Below are 18,779 nucleotides of genomic sequence, written 5' to 3'. Positions count from 1 at the left end.
CCGCATCCGGGCCGAGTCGGGGCCGTGCTCGCCGTCGAGCAGGTCGACCGCGCGGCGGAGCAGGCGCTCGGCGTCGACCGGTCGGCCGGACGCGTTGGCCCGCAGCCCGGCGGCGACCAGCTCGGAGGGCGTGCTCGTCGTGCTCGTGGCGATCCTCAGAGCTCGATGGACGGCGTGATGACCGGCTTGGTCCCCTCGTCGACCGGGTGGAGGACGAACTGCACGAGCCCCCGGTGCACTCCCTCGAGGACGAAGCGGCCCTCGTCCTCGACGTCGACCGACCGCGTGCGGTCGCGCTCGCGCAGCTCGATGCGGACCGGTCCGCCGGTGACCCAGCCGTCGATGCGGACCTCGTCGGTGCCGGTGGCGACGACGCTGACCATCGCGGTGAACGGTCCGCCGGTGAAGGTGAGCGTCTCGGCGCGGGTGTAGTCGACGCTGCGGACCAGCGCCTCGTCGGCACCGACCCGGGTCAGCTCGGCCACCTCTGCGTGCAGCGCCTGCACGGTGAGTGCGAACTTCACGTCGTCGGTGAGCCCGGCCGGCACGGGGTCGAGCCGGGCGTGCAGGTCGCGCAGGGCCTGCAGGACGGTGGCGTCGACGTCGTCGAGCCTCTCGGTGGCCAGGTCGTCGGTCACGATGCACCTCCCCACGCCGGGTCGGTGCCCAGCGCTTCTCGTAGCTTGGCCAGGCAGCGGCCCCGGGTGGGCCCGATGCTCCCCACCGGCATCCCGAGCGCCTGCGACACCGCGGCGTAGTCGGGCCGGTCGGAGAACGCGATGACCCGCAGCAGCGCCTGGCAGCGTGGGCTGAGGGTGGCGAAGTGCCTCCACAGGGCGCCGTCGCGCTCGGCGAGGACGCTGGTCGTCGCGGGGTCCGGGGTGTCCGAGACGACCTCGGCCGGTACCTCGCCCACCTCCCGGCCGTGCGCCTTGACGACGCGCCAGGACTCGCGGCGCACGGTGGTGACGAGCCAGCCGAGGACGGCTCGCGGGTCGCTGATCCGGTCGGCGTTCTCGACGAGGCGCAGCCACGCGGTCTGCACGACGTCGGACGCGCTCGCGGCGTCGAGCCCCTGGCCGCGCGCCGTGTGCCACAGCACCGGGGTGAGGAGGTCGACGAGGGCGTCCATCCGTTGCCGGTCGCCGTCGCGGTAGGCCTCGAAGGCGGCACCGGCACGCACCGCGAGTCCCTCGCGCCCGGCCACGTCGCCGCGTCCCGGCTCGGTCGTCGTCATGGCCCGACCTGCGTCAGGGCGGTGCGGACGGCCTCGAGGCCGCGGGTCACGCACGCGCCCATCTCGGTGTCGCAGAGCGAGGCCGCGTCGCGCACCGCGCACGCGATCTGGCCGGCGACCACCGGTGCCGCGAAGGAGGTGCCGCTCCAGGAGGCGAACCCGGTCGTGAAGTCGTCCGGGTCGATGAGGGCGCGGTCGGTGGGGTCGTCGCGACGCGCTCGCACCCCGGCCTGGATGGACCCCCGCATCGTCGTCGGCACGGTGCTGACCACGGCCGCGCCCACCCGGTGCGTGGTGACCCAGGACCCGCTGTTCGAGAAGAGCGCGATCGTGGCGTCCCCCGGGTTGTAGGCGCCGACGCTCACGAGGGGAACCTGCGACGCCGTCTCGGGCAGGACACTCTCGCGCTCGACGGCGAAGCCCGCCGGGTAGAACTTCGCGGTCGTGCCGTCGTTGCCCGCTGCCGCGACCACGGCGACCCCGGCCGCCGCGAGCCGGTCGAGGAGGGCCTTGAGGGGCACGTCCTGGACGACCGCGTCGAGCGGGGACTCGTGGTAGTACCCGAGCGAGAGGTTGACGACGTCGACGAGGGCCTCGTGCTTCTTCTCGGCGATGGCCCAGCGCTGGCGCGCGAGCAGCAGCGCGAGGGCGTCGTGGACGTCCTTCTCGGCGGCCGCTCCGGCGAACGGGACGACCGGCAGGACGAGGATCTCGGCCTCGGGGCAGACCTGGCGGATGATGCCGGCGACGAAGGTGCCGTGCCCGGCCTCGTTGGCGAGGAGGCCGTCGAGCTCGACCGTGAGGCCCTCGCCCGGGGCGACCATCGGCCGACCCGGCAGCCCGAGGACCGTGGTGCCGCGCCCGGGATGGAACCAGTCGTGCGGGCCGACGGGGGTGTCGAGCACGGCGACGACCGGCGGCCGGCTCCCCGCGGGCGTGGGCCGGTACGGGTCGGTCATGAGGCAGACGACGGGCGTGCGACCGCCGAGCCCGGGCACCCCGTACTGCGAGGCCGCGCCGACCGAGCCCCAGTGGCCGACCGAGCCCCCCTCGCCCACGGAGCCCCACTCGCCGACCGACCCCCACTCGCCGACCGAGCCCCAGTGCCCGACGGAGCCCCACTCGCCGACCGAGCCCCAGTGGCCGACCGACCCCCACTCGCCGACGGACTGCCAGGCCCCCTTCCCCTGCGGCGCGGCCGCCTCGAAGTCGGCGCAGAGCATCAGGTGCTCGAGGGCGATGCCCTCCGGCGACTTCCCCTCCCGGCGGAGCGTGATCTCCTGGAGCACCGCCCACGCGTCCGGTGGTGCGGCGGCGGTGGGCGGCGGAGGCTGCTCGTCGTTCTCGCGGAGGCGTTCGGCGCGGGTCGCCAGCTCCTTCGGTGTGGGCCGGCGCAGGACGACCTGGGTCTGCCAGACGTCGTCGAGGTACTCGCGCTCGGCGTCGGAGGCGAGGCGCCCGAGGCACCGGTCCCCCTCGGAGACCTCGGCGACGAGGCCGAGGTTCTCGGCGACCGCGACGACCTCGCCCACGCCCTCGTGGCCGCGGAAGCCGGGGTCGGGGAGCCCGCGGACCAGGAGGGTGTTCGCGATGTAGGCGGTCGGCATCGGGGTGGGGACGCCGGGGGCGGTGACCGCGGTCGCGGGGTCGAGGACCCGGGCACCGAACGCACGCAGCACCGCCTCGGGGAGCGCGGGCGCGGGCGGTACGACGGCGGGCACCGGCGGCGTGCGGCCCACGTCCTTGGCCGGGCGCGGTCGGGATGTCCCGGGACCGTGGGTCGAGGGGGCGGTCGGACCTTCCATGGGTGTCTCCTGGCGGTGGCTCGCACCGAGCGAGGAAGGGTGCTCCCCGCACAGCGTAGTGACGTCGGCGTCACCCGTCAGGAGGAAATCGTGGGTCGCCTGATACACCGCCGTCGGTCGGGAGCGCGGTCGGCCCGATGCCCGGCCCGATGCCCGGCCCGGGGACCGGCTCGCCGAGGGATGTATCAGGACGCGGGCGGGCTGCTCCTCACCGTCGAGACCCGGGAGGTCACCACGACTCCGGGCCGGTCGCTCCGGGCGCCCGGTCCGGTGCGGGGCCCATCAGGGTGTCAGCCGTCGCGGCGTCCGGACCTGCGCCGCGGCGGCCACGCCGGTCCCGTTGGCGGGGAGCCGGTCACGTCGGGTCAGGTGCTCGCAGGGGAGCGCCGAGGGCGCAACCAGAGGGCGCCTCCCCGGCGTGGCCGGCGACCACGGGTGCCGGCGGCCCACCGCACGGTCCGGGCCGCGGCGGGGCGGTCAGTCGGTGGGGCCGGGGGGCCTCGTCGCCGCTGCCCAGGCGTCCGCGTGCTCGGCCGAGCCGCTCGCGGTGCCGGAGCCGTTCGTGGTGGCGCCGCCCGACCCGGAGGACCCGTGGCCGTCGTGGTGGATGGCCTCGGACGCGATGGTGCGGCCCTGGCGCAGCTTCTCGCCGGTGGCGCGTGCGGCGTCGGCGACGAGGTCGGCGACGACGGGCGCGGCCTTGGTGCGCGCGGCGTCCTTGGCCTGCGCGACCTGCTTCTGCACGGGGTCGGAGTTCCACACCTTGCTCGAGGTGCGGCGGATCTGCTCGTACCGCTGGGTCCCCGCCTTGGCCCCGAGGACGTAGCCGGCGGCGAGCCCGGCGAGGAAGGACAGCTTGCCCATGGGGGCTCCTTTCGTCGGCCTCCGACCTTACCCACCACGGGTGGGGCCGACACCGGGGCGGACGGTCGGGATGCCGACCGGCCCCCCGCGGAACGGGTCAGGCGGCCGGTCGGGGCACGGTGAGGGCGGCGAGGAAGGCGTCCGGGTCGGCGAGGCTGAGGTGCAGCCGGTGCACCCGCAGCGGCCACCCGAGGCAGCGTCCGGGGGCGGGTGGCTCGAGGTCGAGGACGACGAGCCCGTGCCGGCTGGTGTTGACGAGCCAGTCGCCGCGCCAGCCGTGGGCGCCGATGCTGATGGTGCGCAGCGGGTCGTGGCCGGCCGCGCGGATGCTCGCCCGGGGGATGCGCGCGTGCCAGGTGAGGCCGAGCCGGACCTCGAGGGTCTCGTCGGTGAGCTCGACGGTGGCGCGTCGCGAGGCGGCCAGCGCGAGGACCGCGCCCATCACCGGGTGGGGGTCGCGCATGGCGAACGTGCTCACCCCTCGATCGTCGCACCGCGCCGCCGCCTCGGACGCGACGTGTGACGGGCCCTACGCTGGGCGGGCGGTCCGGGCGTCCTCGCGCCCGGCCGATGGAGGGCTCGCATAGTGGCCTAGTGCGGCGGTCTTGAAAACCGCTAGGCGGGCAACCGTCTCGTGGGTTCGAATCCCACGCCCTCCGCGGCCTCCCTCATCCCGACTTCTTGCGAATCACCCACCTCGAGGCCCCCGATCTCCCGGGCCCGAGGTGGGTCATTCGCAAGAAGTCGGGGCAGGAGAGGGGCGCGGAGGTGGCTACCGTGGGCGGATGGACCACGAGCCGGTGCGCGTCGTCACCGACGCCAAGCTCGCCGAGGCGGACCCGACCCCCGGGATGCTGCGCCGGCGCGCGTTCGAGGTGCCAGGGCTGTGGGCCGGCCAGGTCGTCACCGACCCGGGCGGGGTCTCGGGCTGGCACCACCACGACTCCAACGTCAGCGTCCTCTACGTCGTGCGGGGCGTGCTGCGTCTCGAGTGCGAGGGCGTCGAGGGCTGGGTCGACGCCGTCGCCGGCAGCTACGTCCACGTCCCGGCCTTCACCGTGCACCGCGAGTCGAACCCCGGTCGCGAGCCGTCCCTCGCCGTCATCGCACGCAGCGGCGTCGGCATCCCGACGGTCAACGTGGGCCAGGCACCGCCACCGCACCGAGGACGAGGGTGAGCGCGCCGCCCCCTGCGCCCGACGGCACGACCCCGACGCCCGACACCGGTGCGCTCGAGCAGGTCCGCGAGGCGGCAGCAGACCTCGCCGCCCCGGTCGTCGACGCCGCGCAGGGCGCGCTGGAGGCCGCGCACGAGACCGCCGAGGTGGTCTCCGAGACGGCGCAGCAGGTCGTCGAGGTGACCGCGCAGGCGGCCGAGGTCGCCGAGACGCACGTCGCCGTCAGCGCCGGAGCGCGCTTCGGCTTCTTCCTCGACGGCGTCCTCCACGCCGCGATGGGGTGGGCCGGCCTGCAGATCGTCTGGCTCGGGCGCAGCCGCAGCACTGCCGACGAGTCGGGCGCGCTCACCGCCATCGCGACGACGCTCGGGGGACGCGCGGTCCTCTGGGTCGGCTTCGTCGGGTTCGCCGTGGTCACCGTGTGGAACCTCGCCCGGGCCGTCACCGGCCGGCACTGCCACACCCGGCTCAAGCGCCTCGAGCACGCCGCCGACGGCATCGCCTACGCCACGGTCGCGTGGGCGGCCGCCGCGTTCGCCATCGGGGCCGGTCAGAGCAGCCGCGACTCGACCGTCGGCATCACGCGGACCCTGCTGACCCTGCCCGGCGGGGTCCTCCTCGTCGTGGGCGCCGGGATCGCCGTGGCCGGGGTGGGCGCCTTCAGCATCTGGTCCGGGCTCTCGCGCGACTTCCTCGTCGACCTCGCCCGCCGCCCGGGGCGGGCCCTCGTCGTCGTCGGCATCGTCGGCTTCGTCGCCCGGGGCGTGGCGTTCGGCATCGTCGGCCTGCTCTTCGTCGTGGCCGCCCGCACCCACGACGTGCGGGCCTCGACCGGCATCGACGGCGCGCTGCACTACCTCCAGGCCGCCCCGGCCGGCCGGTACGCGCTCGCCGTCGTCTCGCTCGGCCTCGTCGCCTTCGGGATCTACCTCATGACCCGGGCCCGGCACCTGCGCCCGTGACCCCGCAGGTCACGCTCCGGGCGGGATCTCCCCGGAGCCGCGCGCGACGAGGGTCGGCTCGACGACGACGTGCTGCGGCGCCGAGGTGTCCCCGCCGATCCGCGCGAAGAGGCGCTCGGCGACGAGTCGGCCCATCTTCGAGACGTCCTGCCGGATGACGGTGAGCGGTGGGTCGAGCAGGTCGGCGAGCGGGAAGTCGTCGAACCCGACGAGCGCCACCGACCGGTGCAGCCCGCGCTCCTGGAGCGCCCGCACGGCCCCCGACGCGAGGATGTTGCGGCCGGCGAAGATCGCGGTCGGGGGCTCGGCGAGGTCGAGGAGCCGGTGGACGACCTCGCTCGCCTCGTCGGTCGAGGTGATGCCCTCGACGACGAGCCGCTCGTCGGGGCGCAGGCCACGGTCGGTGTGCGCCGCGGTGAAGCCGGCACGGCGGTCGCTGGCGGTCGTGATCTGCGGCAGGTGGAACAGCGCCGCGATCCGTCGGTGCCCGCGGTCGAGGAGGTGCTCCGCGGCCAGCCGGGCACCCAGCGCGTTGTCGGCGACGACCGAGTCGACGTCGACGCCCCGCGGGGGCCGGTCGACGAACACGGCCGGCGTGCCCGTGCGCAGCTCGGCGACGAGGTAGTCCTGCCGGTCGCTGGCCGGCATGATGACCACGCCGTCGACCCGACGGGTCACGAGGTCGTGGACGAGCTCCTGCTCGCGGTCGACGCCCTCGTCGAGGCTCGCGGCGAGGACCCCGGTGCGGTGCGCCCGGGCGGCGTCCTCGAGGGCGCGGAGCAGGCTGGCGGAGAACGAGTTCGAGACGTCCTGGACGAGAGCGCCGATGAGCCCGGAGCGGGCGCCGGTGCGCCGCAGGTTGCTCGCCGCGAGGTTGGGCCGGTAGTCGAGCCGGCGCACCGCCGCCCCGACGCGCTCGCGCACGTCCGGCGAGACGCCGGGCTCCTCGTTGACCACGCGGGAGACCGTCTTGAGGCTCACCCCGGCCAGCGCGGCGACGTCGCGCATCGTGGCACGCGACCGTCCGTCATTCGACAACGATGTCACGGCCATGTCTCGATTTGTACCGGTTGCCTTGACCTACGCGCAAGTAAACGGTAGAACTACGGCCTGACAACGTTGTCACAGGGCAGCATTGTCGATCCAGCCCAGTACTCGAAGGAGAGTCCGGATCATGCAGCTCCGTCAGGTTCCCACGACGCGCACCGCCCGCCGGGCCGTCGCCTCGGCCGCGATCGTCGGCCTCGCCCTCACCGCCACCGCCTGCAACCGCGGCAGCACCTCCGACTCAGGGTCCGGCGGCGGCGACGCCGCGGTCGGCGTCACCCTCATCACCAAGGACTCCACGAACCCGTTCTTCGTCGCCATGCAGAAGGGCGCCAAGGCCGACGCCACGAAGAACAACGTCAAGCTCACCGTCGCCTCCGGCAAGCAGGAGGGCGACGACCAGGGCCAGATCACGGCCATCGAGGACGCGGTCGCCCGTGGCGACAAGGGCATCCTCATCACCCCGATGTCCACCGGGGTCAACGCCGCGATCAAGAAGGCGCGCGACGCGGGCCTCTACGTCATCGCCCTCGACACCCCGCCGGACCCCGCCGACACCGTCGACATCACCTTCGCCACCGACAACCGCTCGGCGGGCAAGCTCGACGGGCAGTGGGCCGCGGCGACCCTCGACGGCAAGCCCGCCGTCATCGCGCTGCTCGACCTGTTCGACGACAAGATCGTCTCGGTCGACTACAACCGCGACCAGGGCTTCCTCGAGGGGATGGGCATCGACGTCGCCGACCCGAAGAAGAACGGCGACGAGGCCAAGACCGGCACGTACTCGGGGGGCAAGGGCGGCCAGTACACGATCGTCTGCAACGAGGCCGGCAACGGCGCCGAGGACGGTGGCCGCAGCGCGATGGAGAAGTGCCTCGCGAAGAACCCGGACATCAACCTCGTCTACACGATCAACGAGCCGACCGCCGTCGGCGCCAACGCCGCCCTCAAGGCGGCCGGCAAGACCGCGACGATCGTCTCGGTCGACGGTGGCTGCGCCGGCGTCTCGTCGGTCAAGTCCGGTGTCATCGGCGCCACGGCGCAGCAGTACCCGCTGAAGATGGCGACCCTCGGCATGGAGGCGATCGCCAAGATCGCCCGCGGCGGCGAGAAGCCGAAGACCACCGAGGGCCTCGACTTCTTCGACACCGGGGTCGCGCTCGTCACCGACAAGCCGGTCGACGGTGTCGAGAGCATCGACTCCGCCAAGGGCGCCGACCTCTGCTGGGGCAACTGAGCATGAGCTCCACCAGCAGCACGTCCGCCGCCGCCGAGTTCGCTCGGCGGCGGCAGACGCCCCTGCAGCAGCTGCAGCACCAGCTCCACCGCCGTCCGTGGTTGAGCCCGTTGTTCCTGCTGCTCGTGGCGTTCCTCGCCTTCTTCATCGCCACGCCGACGTTCCTCACGGCGAGCTCGATGGGGATCCTGCTGCAGCAGACGGCAGTCGTCGCGGCACTCGCGGTGGGCCAGACGCTCATCATCCTCACCGCGGGCATCGACCTGTCGGTCGGTGCGGTGATGGTCCTGTCGATGATGGTGATGGCCTCGCTCGCGCGCGACGGAGGGATGCCGGGGCTTCTCGCCCTGGTCATCGGTGTCGCCCTCGCGACGGTCGCCGGCCTGCTCAACGGCCTCCTGGTGACCCGGATCAACCTGCCGCCGTTCATCGTCACCCTCGGCACCCTGAGCATCTTCACGGCCATCGCCCTGCTCTACTCGGGCGGTGAGAGCATCCAGGCCGAGCACCTGCCGCGGTTGCTCAACGTCCTCGGCGAGGGCTTCGGCATCGGCTCCTTCCGGCTGACCTGGGGCATCGTCGTCGTCGTCCTCATCTACGCGGTGATGGCCTTCGTCCTGTCCCAGACGGCGTGGGGGCGCTACGTCTACGCCGTCGGTGACGACGCCGAGTCCGCCCGCCTCTCCGGCGTGCCGAGCCGGCGCATCCTCCTCGGCGTCTACACGGTGGCCGGCCTCATCTACGGCATCGCCGCGTGGATCCTCATCGGCCGGGCGGGCGCGGCGACGCCCAACGCCATCCCGGACGCCAACCTGGCCTCGATCACCGCGGTCGTCATCGGGGGCACCAGCCTCTTCGGTGGCCGCGGTCGGCTCATCGGCACCCTCATCGGCGCGCTGATCGTCCAGACCTTCGCCTTCGGGCTCTCCCAGCTCGGGGTCGACCAGCAGTGGCGCGTCCTGGCGACGGGTGTCCTCGTCATCGTCGCGGTCGCCATCGACCAGTGGATCCGGAAGGTGAAGGCATGAGCACCATGGAGCGGCTCCCGCTGACCCACGACGCCATCCCCGAGGGGCGGCGCCACATCTACGACACCGACCCGGTGCTCACCGCGCGCGACCTCGTCATCACCTTCGGGCGCGTCATCGGGCTCGACGGCGTGAGCCTCGACCTGTACCGGGGCGAGGTGCTGGCGGTGATCGGCGACAACGGCGCCGGCAAGTCCACCCTCATCAAGTGCCTCACCGGGGCCTACCTCCCCGACTCGGGCGCGATCCACCTGGAGGGTGAACGGGTCCACTTCCGCCGGCCCCAGGACGCCCGCGAGGCGGGGATCGAGACGGTGTACCAGCAGCTCGCCGTCATCCCCGCGCTCGACATCGCGAGCAACCTCTACCTGGGCCGGGAGGAACGCCGCGGCGGGATCCTCGGCTCGGTGTTCCGGATGCTCGACAAGGGCGGCATGGAGAAGCGGGCCGGGCAGTCGGTGCAGGACCTCGGCATCCAGACCATCCAGAACATGAGCCAGGCCGTCGAGACGCTGTCCGGTGGGCAGCGCCAGGCGGTGGCCGTCGCGCGGGCCGCGGCGTTCGGGTCCAAGGTCGTCGTCCTCGACGAGCCGACCGCGGCGCTCGGCGTCAAGGAGTCGGGCATGGTCCTCGAGATGGTGAAGCAGCTGCGGGACAACGGTCTCGCGGTCATCCTCATCAGCCACAACATGCCGCACGTGTGGGAGGTCGCCGACCGCATCCACATCCAGCGGCTCGGGGGCTGCGCGGGTGTCATCACCCCGCAGTCGCACGACATGGGCGAGGGCGTCGCCATCATGACCGGCGCCAAGACCCTGTCGGGGAGCTGATCCCCGAGGTGCCGCACCCGGCTCTCGCCGGGTGCGGCACCCGCTCCCCTCCGATCGGCCTCCCGTGCCGATCCCCTGCGGCACAACGGAGTGCATCCATGTCCATCGTCGTCGGGTACGTCCCCCGCCGGGAGGGTCTCGCCGCCCTCGAGGCCGCGGTCGCGGAGGCCCTCAGGCGGAACGAACCGCTCGTCGTCGTCAACGCCGGCGCCGACGCGGACCCGTTCGGGTCGGGTCTGGCCGAGCGGCGCGACCTCGAGGCGATGTGCCGGCCGCTCGCGGACGCAGGTGTGCCGCACGAGATCCGGCAACCGCGTCGCGGACTGTCGCCGGCCGACGAGCTCCTCGTCGCCGTCGAGGACTCCGGTGCCCGGCTCCTCGTCCTCGGTCCACGGGACCACCGCCACCCGCGCGCCGGGCACTCGGACTCGACCGTCGTCCGGCTCCTCCTCGAGGCCGGCTGCGACGTCCTCGTCGTGCGGTTCGCCGGCGTCTGAGCCGGCCGCCGCCACCCGCCGGCCACGCGGCGGCCACCCCCGACTCACCGGCCGGTGTCGCTCCGTGGACAGGGTGTGCACGGCACGCGGCGCTCACCCCGGGTCTCTGCTAGGTTCGCAGGCGGTTGCAGCAACAGCAGTACCTCGAAGGTCGAACTACCCTCGCGCCACAGGGGGCTGGAGTCGCATCCACGACCGGCACGAGGTGTGCCGGCCGAGTGACACACAGGAAAAGGAAGTACCCCCCACATGGCACAGGGCACCGTGAAGTGGTTCAACGCCGAGAAGGGCTTTGGTTTCATCGCCCAGGACGGCGGCGGCCCGGACGTGTTCGTCCACTACTCCGCCATCGACGTCCAGGGCTACCGCAGCCTGGACGAGGCCCAGCGGGTCGAGTTCGAGGTCACCCAGGGTCCGAAGGGTCCGCAGGCCGACCAGGTCCGCCCCATCTGACCCGGTACCACCGAGTCCTCGCAGACGACCCCCGTCCGGTGCTCCGGGCGGGGGTCGTCCGCGTCCGCCGCCCCGTCATCCGGGCCCGACCCCGACCGGATGCCGGGCTACCCCGCAGTACTCGTCGTGATGACGACCAGTACTGCCGGGCTACCCCGCAGTACTCGTCGTGATGACGACCAGTACTGCGCCGTAGCCCGCGCGCGACCAGTACTGCGCCGTAGCCCGCGCACGACCACTACTGCGCCGTAGCCCGCGAGGGGCGGCGCGTCAGGGGCGGGCGAGGAGGGTGAGGAAGTCCTTGGCCACCGGTGCCGCCGTCTCGCCACCGCTGACGCCGGCCTCGACGAGCACCGCGAACGCCACCTTCCCCTGGTACCCGGTGAACCACGCGTACGGCTTCTCGTCGACGCCGTGGTCGGCGGTGCCCGTCTTGCCCCGGACGGTGCCGCCGGGCGTCCCGCGCAGCACGGTGGCGGTCCCGGTCGAGACCACCTCGGCCATCATCGAGCGCAGTTGGGCGACGGCCTGCCCGTCGAGCGGCGCCGGGCGGGGGTTGCCGCCGTCGCCCCGGACGAGGACCGGTGGCAGGTAGGTGCCGCGGCCGACGCTCGCCGACATCACGGCGAGCGCGAGCGGCGAGACCTCGTCGCGCGCCTGCCCGATGACCGCCGCCGCCTGGTCGGTGCCCTTGCGGGTCTCGGGGATGCTGCCGTCGAACGCACCGTCCACCCCGAGGGTCCGCGCCCAGCCCGCGCCGATGCCCAGCGCCTTCGCGGCCGTCGTGAGGTCGGTCGTCGCGAGCTTCTGCGAGAGGGAGATGAACGCGGTGTTGCACGAGTGGGCGAAGTCCTGGCTGAACGGCACCGACCCGGGGATGGACTCGCCCGCGTAGTTGTGGAACGAGCGGCCGTCGACGGTGACGGTCGTCGGGCACGCCACGGTGCTCGACGGCGTCGTGACGCCACGGGTGAGGTACGCGTACGTCGAGGCGACCTTGAACGTCGAGCCCGGCGGGTACTTGCCGGTGATGGCGCGGTCGAAGCCACTGCTCGGCGAGTTCGCCGCCGCCAGCACCTCGCCGGTCGGCACGTCGACCGCGACGACGGCGGCCGGCACGGACAGGCGCGCGTCGGCGAGCGCCTGCTCGGCCGCCTTCTGGGTCGTGGGGTCGAGCGTCGTCTCGACGTCGGTGCCCGCGACCGCCTCCGTCGAGAACAGGGTCTTCTTCGCGTCGGTGACGACGGCGATCCCCGGAGTGCCGGCGAGCGTCGCGTCGTACTGCCGCTGCAGCCCGCTCAGGCCCGCCCGGTCGCCGGTGGCGTAGCGGCCCTTGCCCTGGTCGACGATCTCGGCGGTCACCTCTCCGACCGTCCCGAGCAGCGGCTGGCCGAAGGTGCGGGTCGGCCCGAGGGGCTGGGTGGCCGACGGGGCGATGACGCCCGTGATGGCGTCGAGCCGGGACCTGAGCGGGGCGTAGTCGGACTCGCGGTAGGTGATGACCGGGATGGGTGCCTGCGACCCGCTCTTCTTCCGGTCGGCGAGGGCCTTGACGACCGACCCGGGGGTGACGCCGGTGACCTGCTCGAGCGCCGCGGCACCGGCGGCGTCGGCGCGGACGGGGTCGAGCTGCACCTGGTACACCGTGCCCTGCGGCATGAGCGGCCGGCCGGCCCGGTCGAGCAGGTCGCCTCGGGTGGGGGCGCTGCGCTGGAGGGACATCCGGCCGCCGGCGGGCAGCTCGGGGTGCCACGGTGAGCCGTCGCCCGGGGCGGTGACGAGCCAGCGCTCACTGCGCTCGACGAGCCGCACGGGGGTCGAGTACCGCCACTCGTGCTCGCCCGGCAGGGTCCAGGTGACCTCGAGGGACGCGGTCGCGCGCGTGCCGTCCCGGTGCACGGTGCCGGCCCGCGCGGTGACCGCCGCGGACCCGAGGCCGGCGACCGCCGCCGTGAAGTCCTTGGCCGCACCGTCGCTCGCGAACGGCACCGCGCCGAGGTCCTTCCCGTGCCAGGCCGCCGCGTACCGGGTCAGCGCGGCCGTCGCCGCGACGTCGCGCGAGTGCTCGCGAGACATCCACCACCAGCCGCCGCCCGCCGCGGCGGCGAGGACCGCCACCACCGTCGCCACCCAGATCCACCGACGTCCCATGGGCCCCATCCAACCCGATGGTCGCCGCGGGCACCCGTCCGCGGCCGCCGTGCATCACACGTCCAGCGCACGCACAGGCTGCGTCCGTACACTTGGCCGGTCGTCCGTCCGCGCGACCCGGGACTCCCGGGCCGCGGACCACCGAAGGAGCCCCCGTGTCCGAGCCCACCCGGCGGAGCCGCTCCGCCGAGCGCGCGGCCGAGGCCCGCGGCTCCCGGCGGCGGCGCATCCTCGTCGTCCTCACCGTGTTCGTCGTCGTCGCCGCGATCGTCGGCGGAGCCGCCTGGTGGCGGCTCGAGGGCAACATCAGCCGGCTCGACATCAGCGGGGCCCTCTCGAGCGACCGCCCGACGCCGGTCGACACCAAGCCGCTCAACCTCCTGCTCATCGGCTCGGACACCCGGGTCGGCCAGGGCACGACCGACGCGAAGTCGGTCTCCGGGGCGCGCTCGGACACGACGCTCATCGCGCACCTGTCGGGGGACCGCAAGCACGTCACCGTGGTGTCGATCCCGCGCGACTCGATGGTCCCGATGCCGCCGAACTGTGACGCGAAGGTGCCGAAGCAGAACTGGCCGGTCCAGCAGTTCAACGCGGCGTACAGCCTCGGCGGCCCGGCCTGCCTCATCAACACCATCGAGGCCGACACCGGCATCTTCATCAACCACTTCGCGGTCGTCGACTTCAGCGGCTTCAAGGGGATGGTCGACGCCCTGGGCGGGGTGCCGGTGTGCACGCCGGTCGCCATCAACGACCCCAAGGCGCACCTCAAGCTCAGTGCCGGTCGGCACGTGCTGAACGGCACCCAGGCCCTCGGGTACGTGCGGGTCCGCTACACCGAGGGCGACGGCTCCGACCTCGGCCGGATCAAGCGCCAGCAGGCGTTCCTCTCCTCGATCGTCCAGGAGGCGACCCGCACCTCCCTCCTCCTGCGGCCCGACAAGCTCTACGGGTTCCTCGACGCCGCGACGCAGTCGCTGACCACCGACGAGGACCTCGGGCTCGGCACGATGAAGGACATCGCCACCTCGGTCAAGGACATCGGCGTCAAGAACGTCGCCTTCGTCACCGTCCCCGTGCAGACCTACCCCAAGGACCCCAACCGGGTCGAGTGGACCGATGCCGCGCCGACCCTGTGGAAGGCCATCCGCACCGACCAGCCGGTGACCCGGCCGAGTGCGTCGCCGAGCCCGAGCGCCTCGGCGACCCCGCTCACGGTCAGCCCTGCCGACGTCGCCTCGGTCGTCGTCGTCAACGGGACGGGCGCCGACGGCCTCGCCGCCCAGGAGGCCGAGGCGCTGCGGGTCCAGGGCTTCGGCCGGGTCTCGACCTCCTCGACCACCGAGCGCCGGGACGGTGTGCTCGTCGAGTACTCCAGCGGCCAGGAGGAGGCGGCCCGCACCGTCGCCGCGGCGTTCCCGGGCGCGAAGGTCGCGAGGACGACGGGACTCGGCACGGGCATCCGGGTGACGATCGGCCCGGGCGCGGCGCACGTCGTCGCCGTCCCCAACCGGCTCGGCACCACGCCGATCCCGGCGCCGAAGATCACGGCGCCGGCCCCGACGCAGTCCATCCAGGCCCGGACGGCGGACCAGGACATCTGCTCCTGAGCCGGACCGATACGAAGTCGTCGGCTCCTGGTGCTTTCGTTCGCGTCACGTCCCGGGGTCTCCCCAACGGCCCCCGAACTTGGTTTCATGCCGACGGACCCGCGAGGCCGCGAGTGAGGGCGGTCGGCGGCCGCGCCTGAAAGGACCCCTCCCGTGACCGCACTGACGACGTCGACGGCACCCGACGCGGGTGTGCCCGCCCCGACCTACGACCGCACCGCGGCGACGGTGGGCATCGTGCACTTCGGCTTCGGCAACTTCCACCGGTCCCACCAGGCGATGTACCTCGACCGCCTGATGGACACCGGTGAGGGCCTGGACTGGGGCATCTGCGGGGTCGGCGTGCTGCCCCAGGACGCCGCGATGCGCGACGCCATGCGCGCACAGGACTGCCTCTTCACCCTCGTCGTGCGCCACCCGGACGGCTCGCTCGAGCCACGGGTGGTCGGGTCCGTGCTCGAGTACCTCTTCGGGCCCGAGGACGCCGATGCGGTGTACGCGCGGCTCGTCGACCCCGCGGTGCGCGTCGTCAGCCTCACGGTCACCGAGGGCGGGTACCTCAAGAACGCGGCCACCGGGGCCTTCGACGCCGGCGACGAGGCGGTGCTCCATGACGTCGGGGACCTCGAGCACCCGCGGACCGCGTTCGCGTACATCGTCGAGGGCCTGCGCCGCCGTCGAGCCGCGGGACTACCCCCGTTCACGGTCCTGTCCTGCGACAACCTCCAGGGCAACGGCGACGTCTGCCGGCAGACCGTCGTCGGGTTCGCGCGGCTCGTCGACCCCGAGCTCGCCGCCTGGATCGAGGCGGCCGTGTCGTTCCCGAACTGCATGGTCGACCGGATCACGCCGGCGACGACGGACGCAGACCGCGAGACGCTGCTGCACGACTTCGGCATCGAGGACCGCTGGCCGGTACCCGCCGAGCCCTTCACGCAGTGGATCGTCGAGGACGAGTTCCCCCTCGGGCGACCGCCGTTGGAGGCTGTGGACGTGCAGTTCGTCGACGACGTCAAGCCCTACGAGCTGATGAAGCTGCGGTTGCTCAACGCGAGCCACCAGGCCATCGCCTACCTGGGGGCGCCCCTCGGCTACACGCTCGTCGACGAGGCGATGCGTGACGAGCGCATCCGCACCTACCTCGAGCGGTACATGGCCGACGAGGCGGCGCCGACCCTGGGTGAGCTGCCCGGCATCGACCTGCCCGCGTACATGGCCACCCTCGTCGAGCGGTTCGCCAACCCCGGCATCAAGGACACGCTGGTGCGCCTCGCGACCGACGGCGCCAACCGGATGGCCACCTTCACGCTCCCGGCGGTCCGCGCCAACCTCGAGGCCGGGCGGCCCGTCGCGCTCGGTGCCCTGATGGTCGCCGCGTGGGCCGAGTACTGGGCGCTCATCGCGCGAGGAGGCCTGCCGGACAGCGAGGTCCCGCCGGACGTGCACGCCTCGACCCTCCGCGCGGCGGCGGCCTCGGACGACCCGGCCGCGTTCGTCGAGGTGGAGGCGATCTTCGGGGACCTCGGCACCGACGAGCGGTTCCGCGGCGAGTTCCTCCGGGCCCGCGCCGAGATCGCCGCCGAGGGCGTCGCGGCGGCGGTGGACACCGCCCTCGCCTAGGTCTCGACCGGCGCCCGGAGCCCGAGGCTGAACACCTCGGGCGGCGGCTTCTGCGACGACTCGAGCTTGCGGTAGCTCGTCGGTGTCGTCCCGACCTCGGCGAGGAACTGGCGGTTGAAGTTGGCCATGTTGTGGTACCCGCTCATCGCCGCGACCTGCGCGATGGCGTGGTCGCTCGTGTCGAGAAGCCTGCGCGCGTGGGCGATCCGCAGCTTCTTGACCATGTGGCTGAAGGTCATGCCGGTGGCCGACTTGAAGTACTTCGAGAACGTCGGCTCGGACATGTAGGCCATCCGGGCCGCTGTGGCGAGCCGGATGTCGCCGGTGAGGTTCTCGAAGATGTAGGCCAGCCCGGCCTCGACGGCGCCGATCGAGTTGCTGTCCTGGGGCCGCCCGAGCCACTCGCTCGCGACCACCTCCCGCTCCTCGCGCGGGGCCTGGGCGAAGAGGCCGAGGAGCCGGAAGAAGTGCGCCATCTGCTCGGCGCCGCGGCTGCGGGTGACCTCGAGGATGGTCTCGGCCGCGCGCCACGCCGTGGCGCCGGAGAACACGAGCCCGCGGGTGGAGAGCCGCAGCACCTCGTCGACCTCCTGCAGCTCGGGGATGAGCTCCATGCAGCCGCGGATCCACTCGTCGGTGAACTGGATGACGGCGTCGCGGTCGACGGCCACCTGACCCGGCTCCAGGTCGCTCACCCAGTCGTGCGGCAGGTTCGGGCCCATGATGCTCACCTGGCCCGGCGAGAAGGTGCCGACGTGGTCGCCGGCGATGAAGCTGCCGTGCGACTTGGTGATGAGGTGGATCTCGTACTCGGGGTGGGCGCCCCAGCCGCAGATCTCGCTCGGGAAGTCGTGGGTCAGGGCCCGGATGGCGTGCTGCGGGTGCGGGGGGATGACCTCGCGGCGCGGTGCGTCGGCGTAGGGGCCGCGCACGAGCGGGGCGGCGGGCTCGCCGTCCTCGAGCGCGAGCGAGGGGAAGCCGGCGAGGCGGATGCGGGGGGTGCCCGTGGACTGATACGAAATTGTCACCACTCCCTCGTTGACGTCGTCGTCGGGCGCATCACACGCCGGGTCGCGCTGCGGTGCCGCTCACCCGTGAGAGCAGCCGCACGGGTGAGCGCAGCAAAATAGTATCGAAAGAGCGCGGGTCATGGTGCTTGTCGCCGCTTCGCGGGTCTCCCTACATTGCCGGTGTTCCACCGCGGCAAGGCGTATCGGAACGCTTCCCGGGCACACCCCGGGGGGCCACGCTCCTCCCGGGCGGGAGGGGTGAGACCTACCAAAGGAGTTAGGCATGCTCTTCACGAAGCGCGCCCTGACCTTCGGCGCCGGTGCGCTGGCTTCGGCCCTCGCCCTGGCGGCCTGCTCGTCGGGGAACGTCTCCACGGACAACGGCTCCGCCGGCGGCGGAGGCGGCAACGTGACCCTCAAGCTGGCCACCGTGAACAACGGCCAGATGAAGGACATGGAGAAGCTCAAGACCGAGTACGAGAAGGCCAACCCGGGCACGACCGTCAACTTCCAGGTCATGGAGGAGGGCGACCTGCGCGCCGCCGTGACCGCGGACGTGGCGAGCGGCGCCGGCCAGTACGACGTCGTGACGATCGGTGCGTACGAGACCCCGCAGTGGGGCAAGAACGGCTGGCTCGTCGACCTGACGCCGGACCTGCAGAGCGACTCGTCGTACGACGTGAACGACATCCTCCCGCCGGTGCGGGACGTCAACACCTACGACGGCAAGCTCTTCGCGGTCCCGTTCTACGGCGAGTCCTCCATCCTCATGTACAACAAGGACGTCCTGTCCAAGGCCGGCGTCACGCTCGGGATGAACCCGACGTGGCAGGAGGTCGCGGACGCGGCGAAGAAGGTCAAGACCGCGGACATGGCCGGCATCTGCATGCGCGGCAAGCCGGGCTGGGGCGACCTCTTCGCGCCCCTGACGACGGTCGTGCAGACCTTCGGCGGCAACTGGTACGACGACAAGTGGAACGCCACGGTCGACACCCCGGAGTGGAAGGAGGCCGTCACCTTCTACAAGACGATGCTCGACCAGTCCGGTGAGAAGGACCCGGTGTCCTACAGCTTCAACGAGTGCCTCACCGCGCTCAAGGAGGGCAAGGCCGCGATGTGGGCCGACGCCTCCGTCGCCGCGTCGATGCTCGAGGCCGACGACAGCCCGGTCAAGGGCAAGATGGGCTACGCCCACATGCCGGTGGTCAAGACCCAGCAGTCCGGCTGGCTCTGGAGCTGGAACCTCGCCA

The 18,779-nt window shown here is 72.9% G+C and carries 18 protein-coding genes and 1 tRNA gene; 11 read left to right on the top strand and 8 right to left on the bottom strand.

Going from position 1 to position 18,779, the window contains the following annotated elements; translation table 11 throughout:
- Nucleotides 1-155 precede the first annotated feature (155 nt).
- The 5 genes from PKA89_RS09290 to PKA89_RS09270 all read right to left on the bottom strand — a co-directional run bounded on the left by PKA89_RS09290 (nt 156) and on the right by PKA89_RS09270 (nt 4,384).
- Complete coding sequence (locus PKA89_RS09290; protein WP_324418827.1) at nt 156-638, bottom strand: carboxypeptidase regulatory-like domain-containing protein; 483 nt, start codon at nt 636-638, stop codon at nt 156-158.
- Nucleotides 635-1,237, bottom strand: coding sequence for a sigma-70 family RNA polymerase sigma factor (locus tag PKA89_RS09285; protein WP_324418825.1), 603 nt, complete (start codon nt 1,235-1,237; stop codon nt 635-637). Before PKA89_RS09285 ends, PKA89_RS09290 begins: the two co-directional genes overlap by 4 nt.
- Nucleotides 1,234-3,042, bottom strand: a complete 1,809-nt coding sequence (locus tag PKA89_RS09280; protein WP_324418824.1) for a S8/S53 family peptidase — start codon at nt 3,040-3,042, stop codon at nt 1,234-1,236. The genes PKA89_RS09285 and PKA89_RS09280 overlap by 4 nt, the downstream gene beginning before the upstream one ends.
- A gap of 477 nt (nt 3,043-3,519) precedes the next feature.
- On the bottom strand, nt 3,520-3,906 hold the full coding sequence (locus tag PKA89_RS09275) for a protoporphyrinogen oxidase (protein WP_324418822.1): 387 nt from the start codon (nt 3,904-3,906) through the stop codon (nt 3,520-3,522).
- 97 nt (nt 3,907-4,003) lie between these two features.
- Entirely contained in the window at nt 4,004-4,384 is a 381-nt protein-coding gene (locus tag PKA89_RS09270) for a hypothetical protein (protein WP_324418820.1), read from the bottom strand.
- A gap of 94 nt (nt 4,385-4,478) precedes the next feature.
- Here PKA89_RS09270 and PKA89_RS09265 point away from each other — a divergent pair.
- From PKA89_RS09265 to PKA89_RS09255, 3 genes are all read left to right on the top strand, one after another.
- Nucleotides 4,479-4,565 (top strand) — tRNA-Ser (locus PKA89_RS09265).
- Between the two features lie 126 nt (nt 4,566-4,691).
- The gene (locus PKA89_RS09260; RefSeq protein ID WP_324418818.1) at nt 4,692-5,084 is read left to right on the top strand and encodes a cupin domain-containing protein; all 393 of its coding nucleotides are present in this window, start codon (nt 4,692-4,694) and stop codon (nt 5,082-5,084) included.
- The gene (locus PKA89_RS09255) at nt 5,081-6,046 is read left to right on the top strand and encodes a DUF1206 domain-containing protein (RefSeq protein ID WP_324418817.1); all 966 of its coding nucleotides are present in this window, start codon (nt 5,081-5,083) and stop codon (nt 6,044-6,046) included. The genes PKA89_RS09260 and PKA89_RS09255 overlap by 4 nt, the downstream gene beginning before the upstream one ends.
- Nucleotides 6,047-6,055: 9 nt before the next feature.
- Here PKA89_RS09255 and PKA89_RS09250 read toward each other — a convergent pair whose 3' ends face one another.
- Nucleotides 6,056-7,054 (bottom strand): LacI family DNA-binding transcriptional regulator, encoded by a 999-nt coding sequence (locus tag PKA89_RS09250; protein WP_324418814.1) that lies wholly within the window; start codon nt 7,052-7,054, stop codon nt 6,056-6,058.
- 166 nt (nt 7,055-7,220) lie between these two features.
- Here PKA89_RS09250 and PKA89_RS09245 point away from each other — a divergent pair, with 166 nt between their 5' ends.
- The 5 genes from PKA89_RS09245 (at nt 7,221) to PKA89_RS09225 (ending at nt 11,138) form a co-directional block, all read left to right on the top strand.
- Nucleotides 7,221-8,330: a substrate-binding domain-containing protein gene (locus PKA89_RS09245; protein WP_324418812.1), complete on the top strand. Its 1,110-nt coding sequence runs from the start codon at nt 7,221-7,223 to the stop codon at nt 8,328-8,330.
- A gap of 2 nt (nt 8,331-8,332) precedes the next feature.
- Nucleotides 8,333-9,358 carry an ABC transporter permease gene (locus tag PKA89_RS09240; RefSeq protein WP_324418810.1) on the top strand — a complete coding sequence of 342 codons (1,026 nt, stop codon included), beginning with the start codon at nt 8,333-8,335 and terminating at the stop codon, nt 9,356-9,358.
- A complete protein-coding gene (locus PKA89_RS09235) occupies nt 9,355-10,188 on the top strand; it encodes an ATP-binding cassette domain-containing protein (protein WP_324418808.1) in 834 nt (277 codons plus the stop codon). The genes PKA89_RS09240 and PKA89_RS09235 overlap by 4 nt, the downstream gene beginning before the upstream one ends.
- Nucleotides 10,189-10,286: 98 nt before the next feature.
- Entirely contained in the window at nt 10,287-10,685 is a 399-nt protein-coding gene (locus PKA89_RS09230) for a universal stress protein (RefSeq protein ID WP_324418806.1), read from the top strand.
- A gap of 249 nt (nt 10,686-10,934) precedes the next feature.
- A complete protein-coding gene (locus tag PKA89_RS09225) occupies nt 10,935-11,138 on the top strand; it encodes a cold-shock protein (RefSeq protein WP_204132061.1) in 204 nt (67 codons plus the stop codon).
- Between the two features lie 270 nt (nt 11,139-11,408).
- On the opposite strand, the gene PKA89_RS09220 is transcribed toward PKA89_RS09225, so the two are convergent.
- Nucleotides 11,409-13,289: a penicillin-binding transpeptidase domain-containing protein gene (locus PKA89_RS09220; protein ID WP_324418804.1), complete on the bottom strand. Its 1,881-nt coding sequence runs from the start codon at nt 13,287-13,289 to the stop codon at nt 11,409-11,411.
- 155 nt (nt 13,290-13,444) lie between these two features.
- Between PKA89_RS09220 and PKA89_RS09215 the strand changes: the two genes are divergently transcribed.
- Together PKA89_RS09215 and PKA89_RS09210 are read left to right on the top strand one after the other, a co-directional pair.
- Nucleotides 13,445-14,899, top strand: coding sequence for an LCP family protein (locus PKA89_RS09215; RefSeq protein ID WP_324418802.1), 1,455 nt, complete (start codon nt 13,445-13,447; stop codon nt 14,897-14,899).
- Nucleotides 14,900-15,052: 153 nt separating this feature from the next.
- Nucleotides 15,053-16,519: a mannitol dehydrogenase family protein gene (locus PKA89_RS09210; protein WP_324418800.1), complete on the top strand. Its 1,467-nt coding sequence runs from the start codon at nt 15,053-15,055 to the stop codon at nt 16,517-16,519.
- Here the strand turns inward: PKA89_RS09210 and PKA89_RS09205 are convergent.
- Nucleotides 16,516-17,547: an AraC family transcriptional regulator gene (locus PKA89_RS09205; RefSeq protein WP_324418799.1), complete on the bottom strand. Its 1,032-nt coding sequence runs from the start codon at nt 17,545-17,547 to the stop codon at nt 16,516-16,518. The genes PKA89_RS09210 and PKA89_RS09205 overlap by 4 nt on opposite strands.
- A gap of 265 nt (nt 17,548-17,812) precedes the next feature.
- Here PKA89_RS09205 and PKA89_RS09200 point away from each other — a divergent pair.
- The coding region (locus tag PKA89_RS09200) for a sugar ABC transporter substrate-binding protein (RefSeq protein ID WP_324418797.1) at nt 17,813-18,779 on the top strand (967 nt) is incomplete at its 3' end.

The sequence above is a fragment of the Phycicoccus sp. genome, assembly GCF_035325325.1.
Lineage (GTDB): Bacteria > Actinomycetota > Actinomycetes > Actinomycetales > Dermatophilaceae > Phycicoccus.
The sequence above is the reverse complement of the archived record's forward strand: the minus strand, read 5'-3'. Positions and strand labels throughout refer to the sequence as shown.

What these genes read in the sequence shown, in the direction of transcription:
- PKA89_RS09285 (WP_324418825.1), bottom strand. Translation starts at nt 1,237, where the DNA reads ATGACGACGACCGAGCCGGGACGCGGCGACGTGGCCGGGCGCGAGGGA.
- PKA89_RS09280 (WP_324418824.1), bottom strand. Translation starts at nt 3,042, where the DNA reads ATGGAAGGTCCGACCGCCCCCTCGACCCACGGTCCCGGGACATCCCGA.
- PKA89_RS09275 (WP_324418822.1), bottom strand. Translation starts at nt 3,906, where the DNA reads ATGGGCAAGCTGTCCTTCCTCGCCGGGCTCGCCGCCGGCTACGTCCTC.
- PKA89_RS09260 (WP_324418818.1), top strand. Translation starts at nt 4,692, where the DNA reads ATGGACCACGAGCCGGTGCGCGTCGTCACCGACGCCAAGCTCGCCGAG.
- PKA89_RS09250 (WP_324418814.1), bottom strand. Translation starts at nt 7,054, where the DNA reads ATGCGCGACGTCGCCGCGCTGGCCGGGGTGAGCCTCAAGACGGTCTCC.
- PKA89_RS09245 (WP_324418812.1), top strand. Translation starts at nt 7,221, where the DNA reads ATGCAGCTCCGTCAGGTTCCCACGACGCGCACCGCCCGCCGGGCCGTC.
- PKA89_RS09240 (WP_324418810.1), top strand. Translation starts at nt 8,333, where the DNA reads ATGAGCTCCACCAGCAGCACGTCCGCCGCCGCCGAGTTCGCTCGGCGG.
- PKA89_RS09235 (WP_324418808.1), top strand. Translation starts at nt 9,355, where the DNA reads ATGAGCACCATGGAGCGGCTCCCGCTGACCCACGACGCCATCCCCGAG.
- PKA89_RS09230 (WP_324418806.1), top strand. Translation starts at nt 10,287, where the DNA reads ATGTCCATCGTCGTCGGGTACGTCCCCCGCCGGGAGGGTCTCGCCGCC.
- PKA89_RS09225 (WP_204132061.1), top strand. Translation starts at nt 10,935, where the DNA reads ATGGCACAGGGCACCGTGAAGTGGTTCAACGCCGAGAAGGGCTTTGGT.
- PKA89_RS09220 (WP_324418804.1), bottom strand. Translation starts at nt 13,289, where the DNA reads ATGGGACGTCGGTGGATCTGGGTGGCGACGGTGGTGGCGGTCCTCGCC.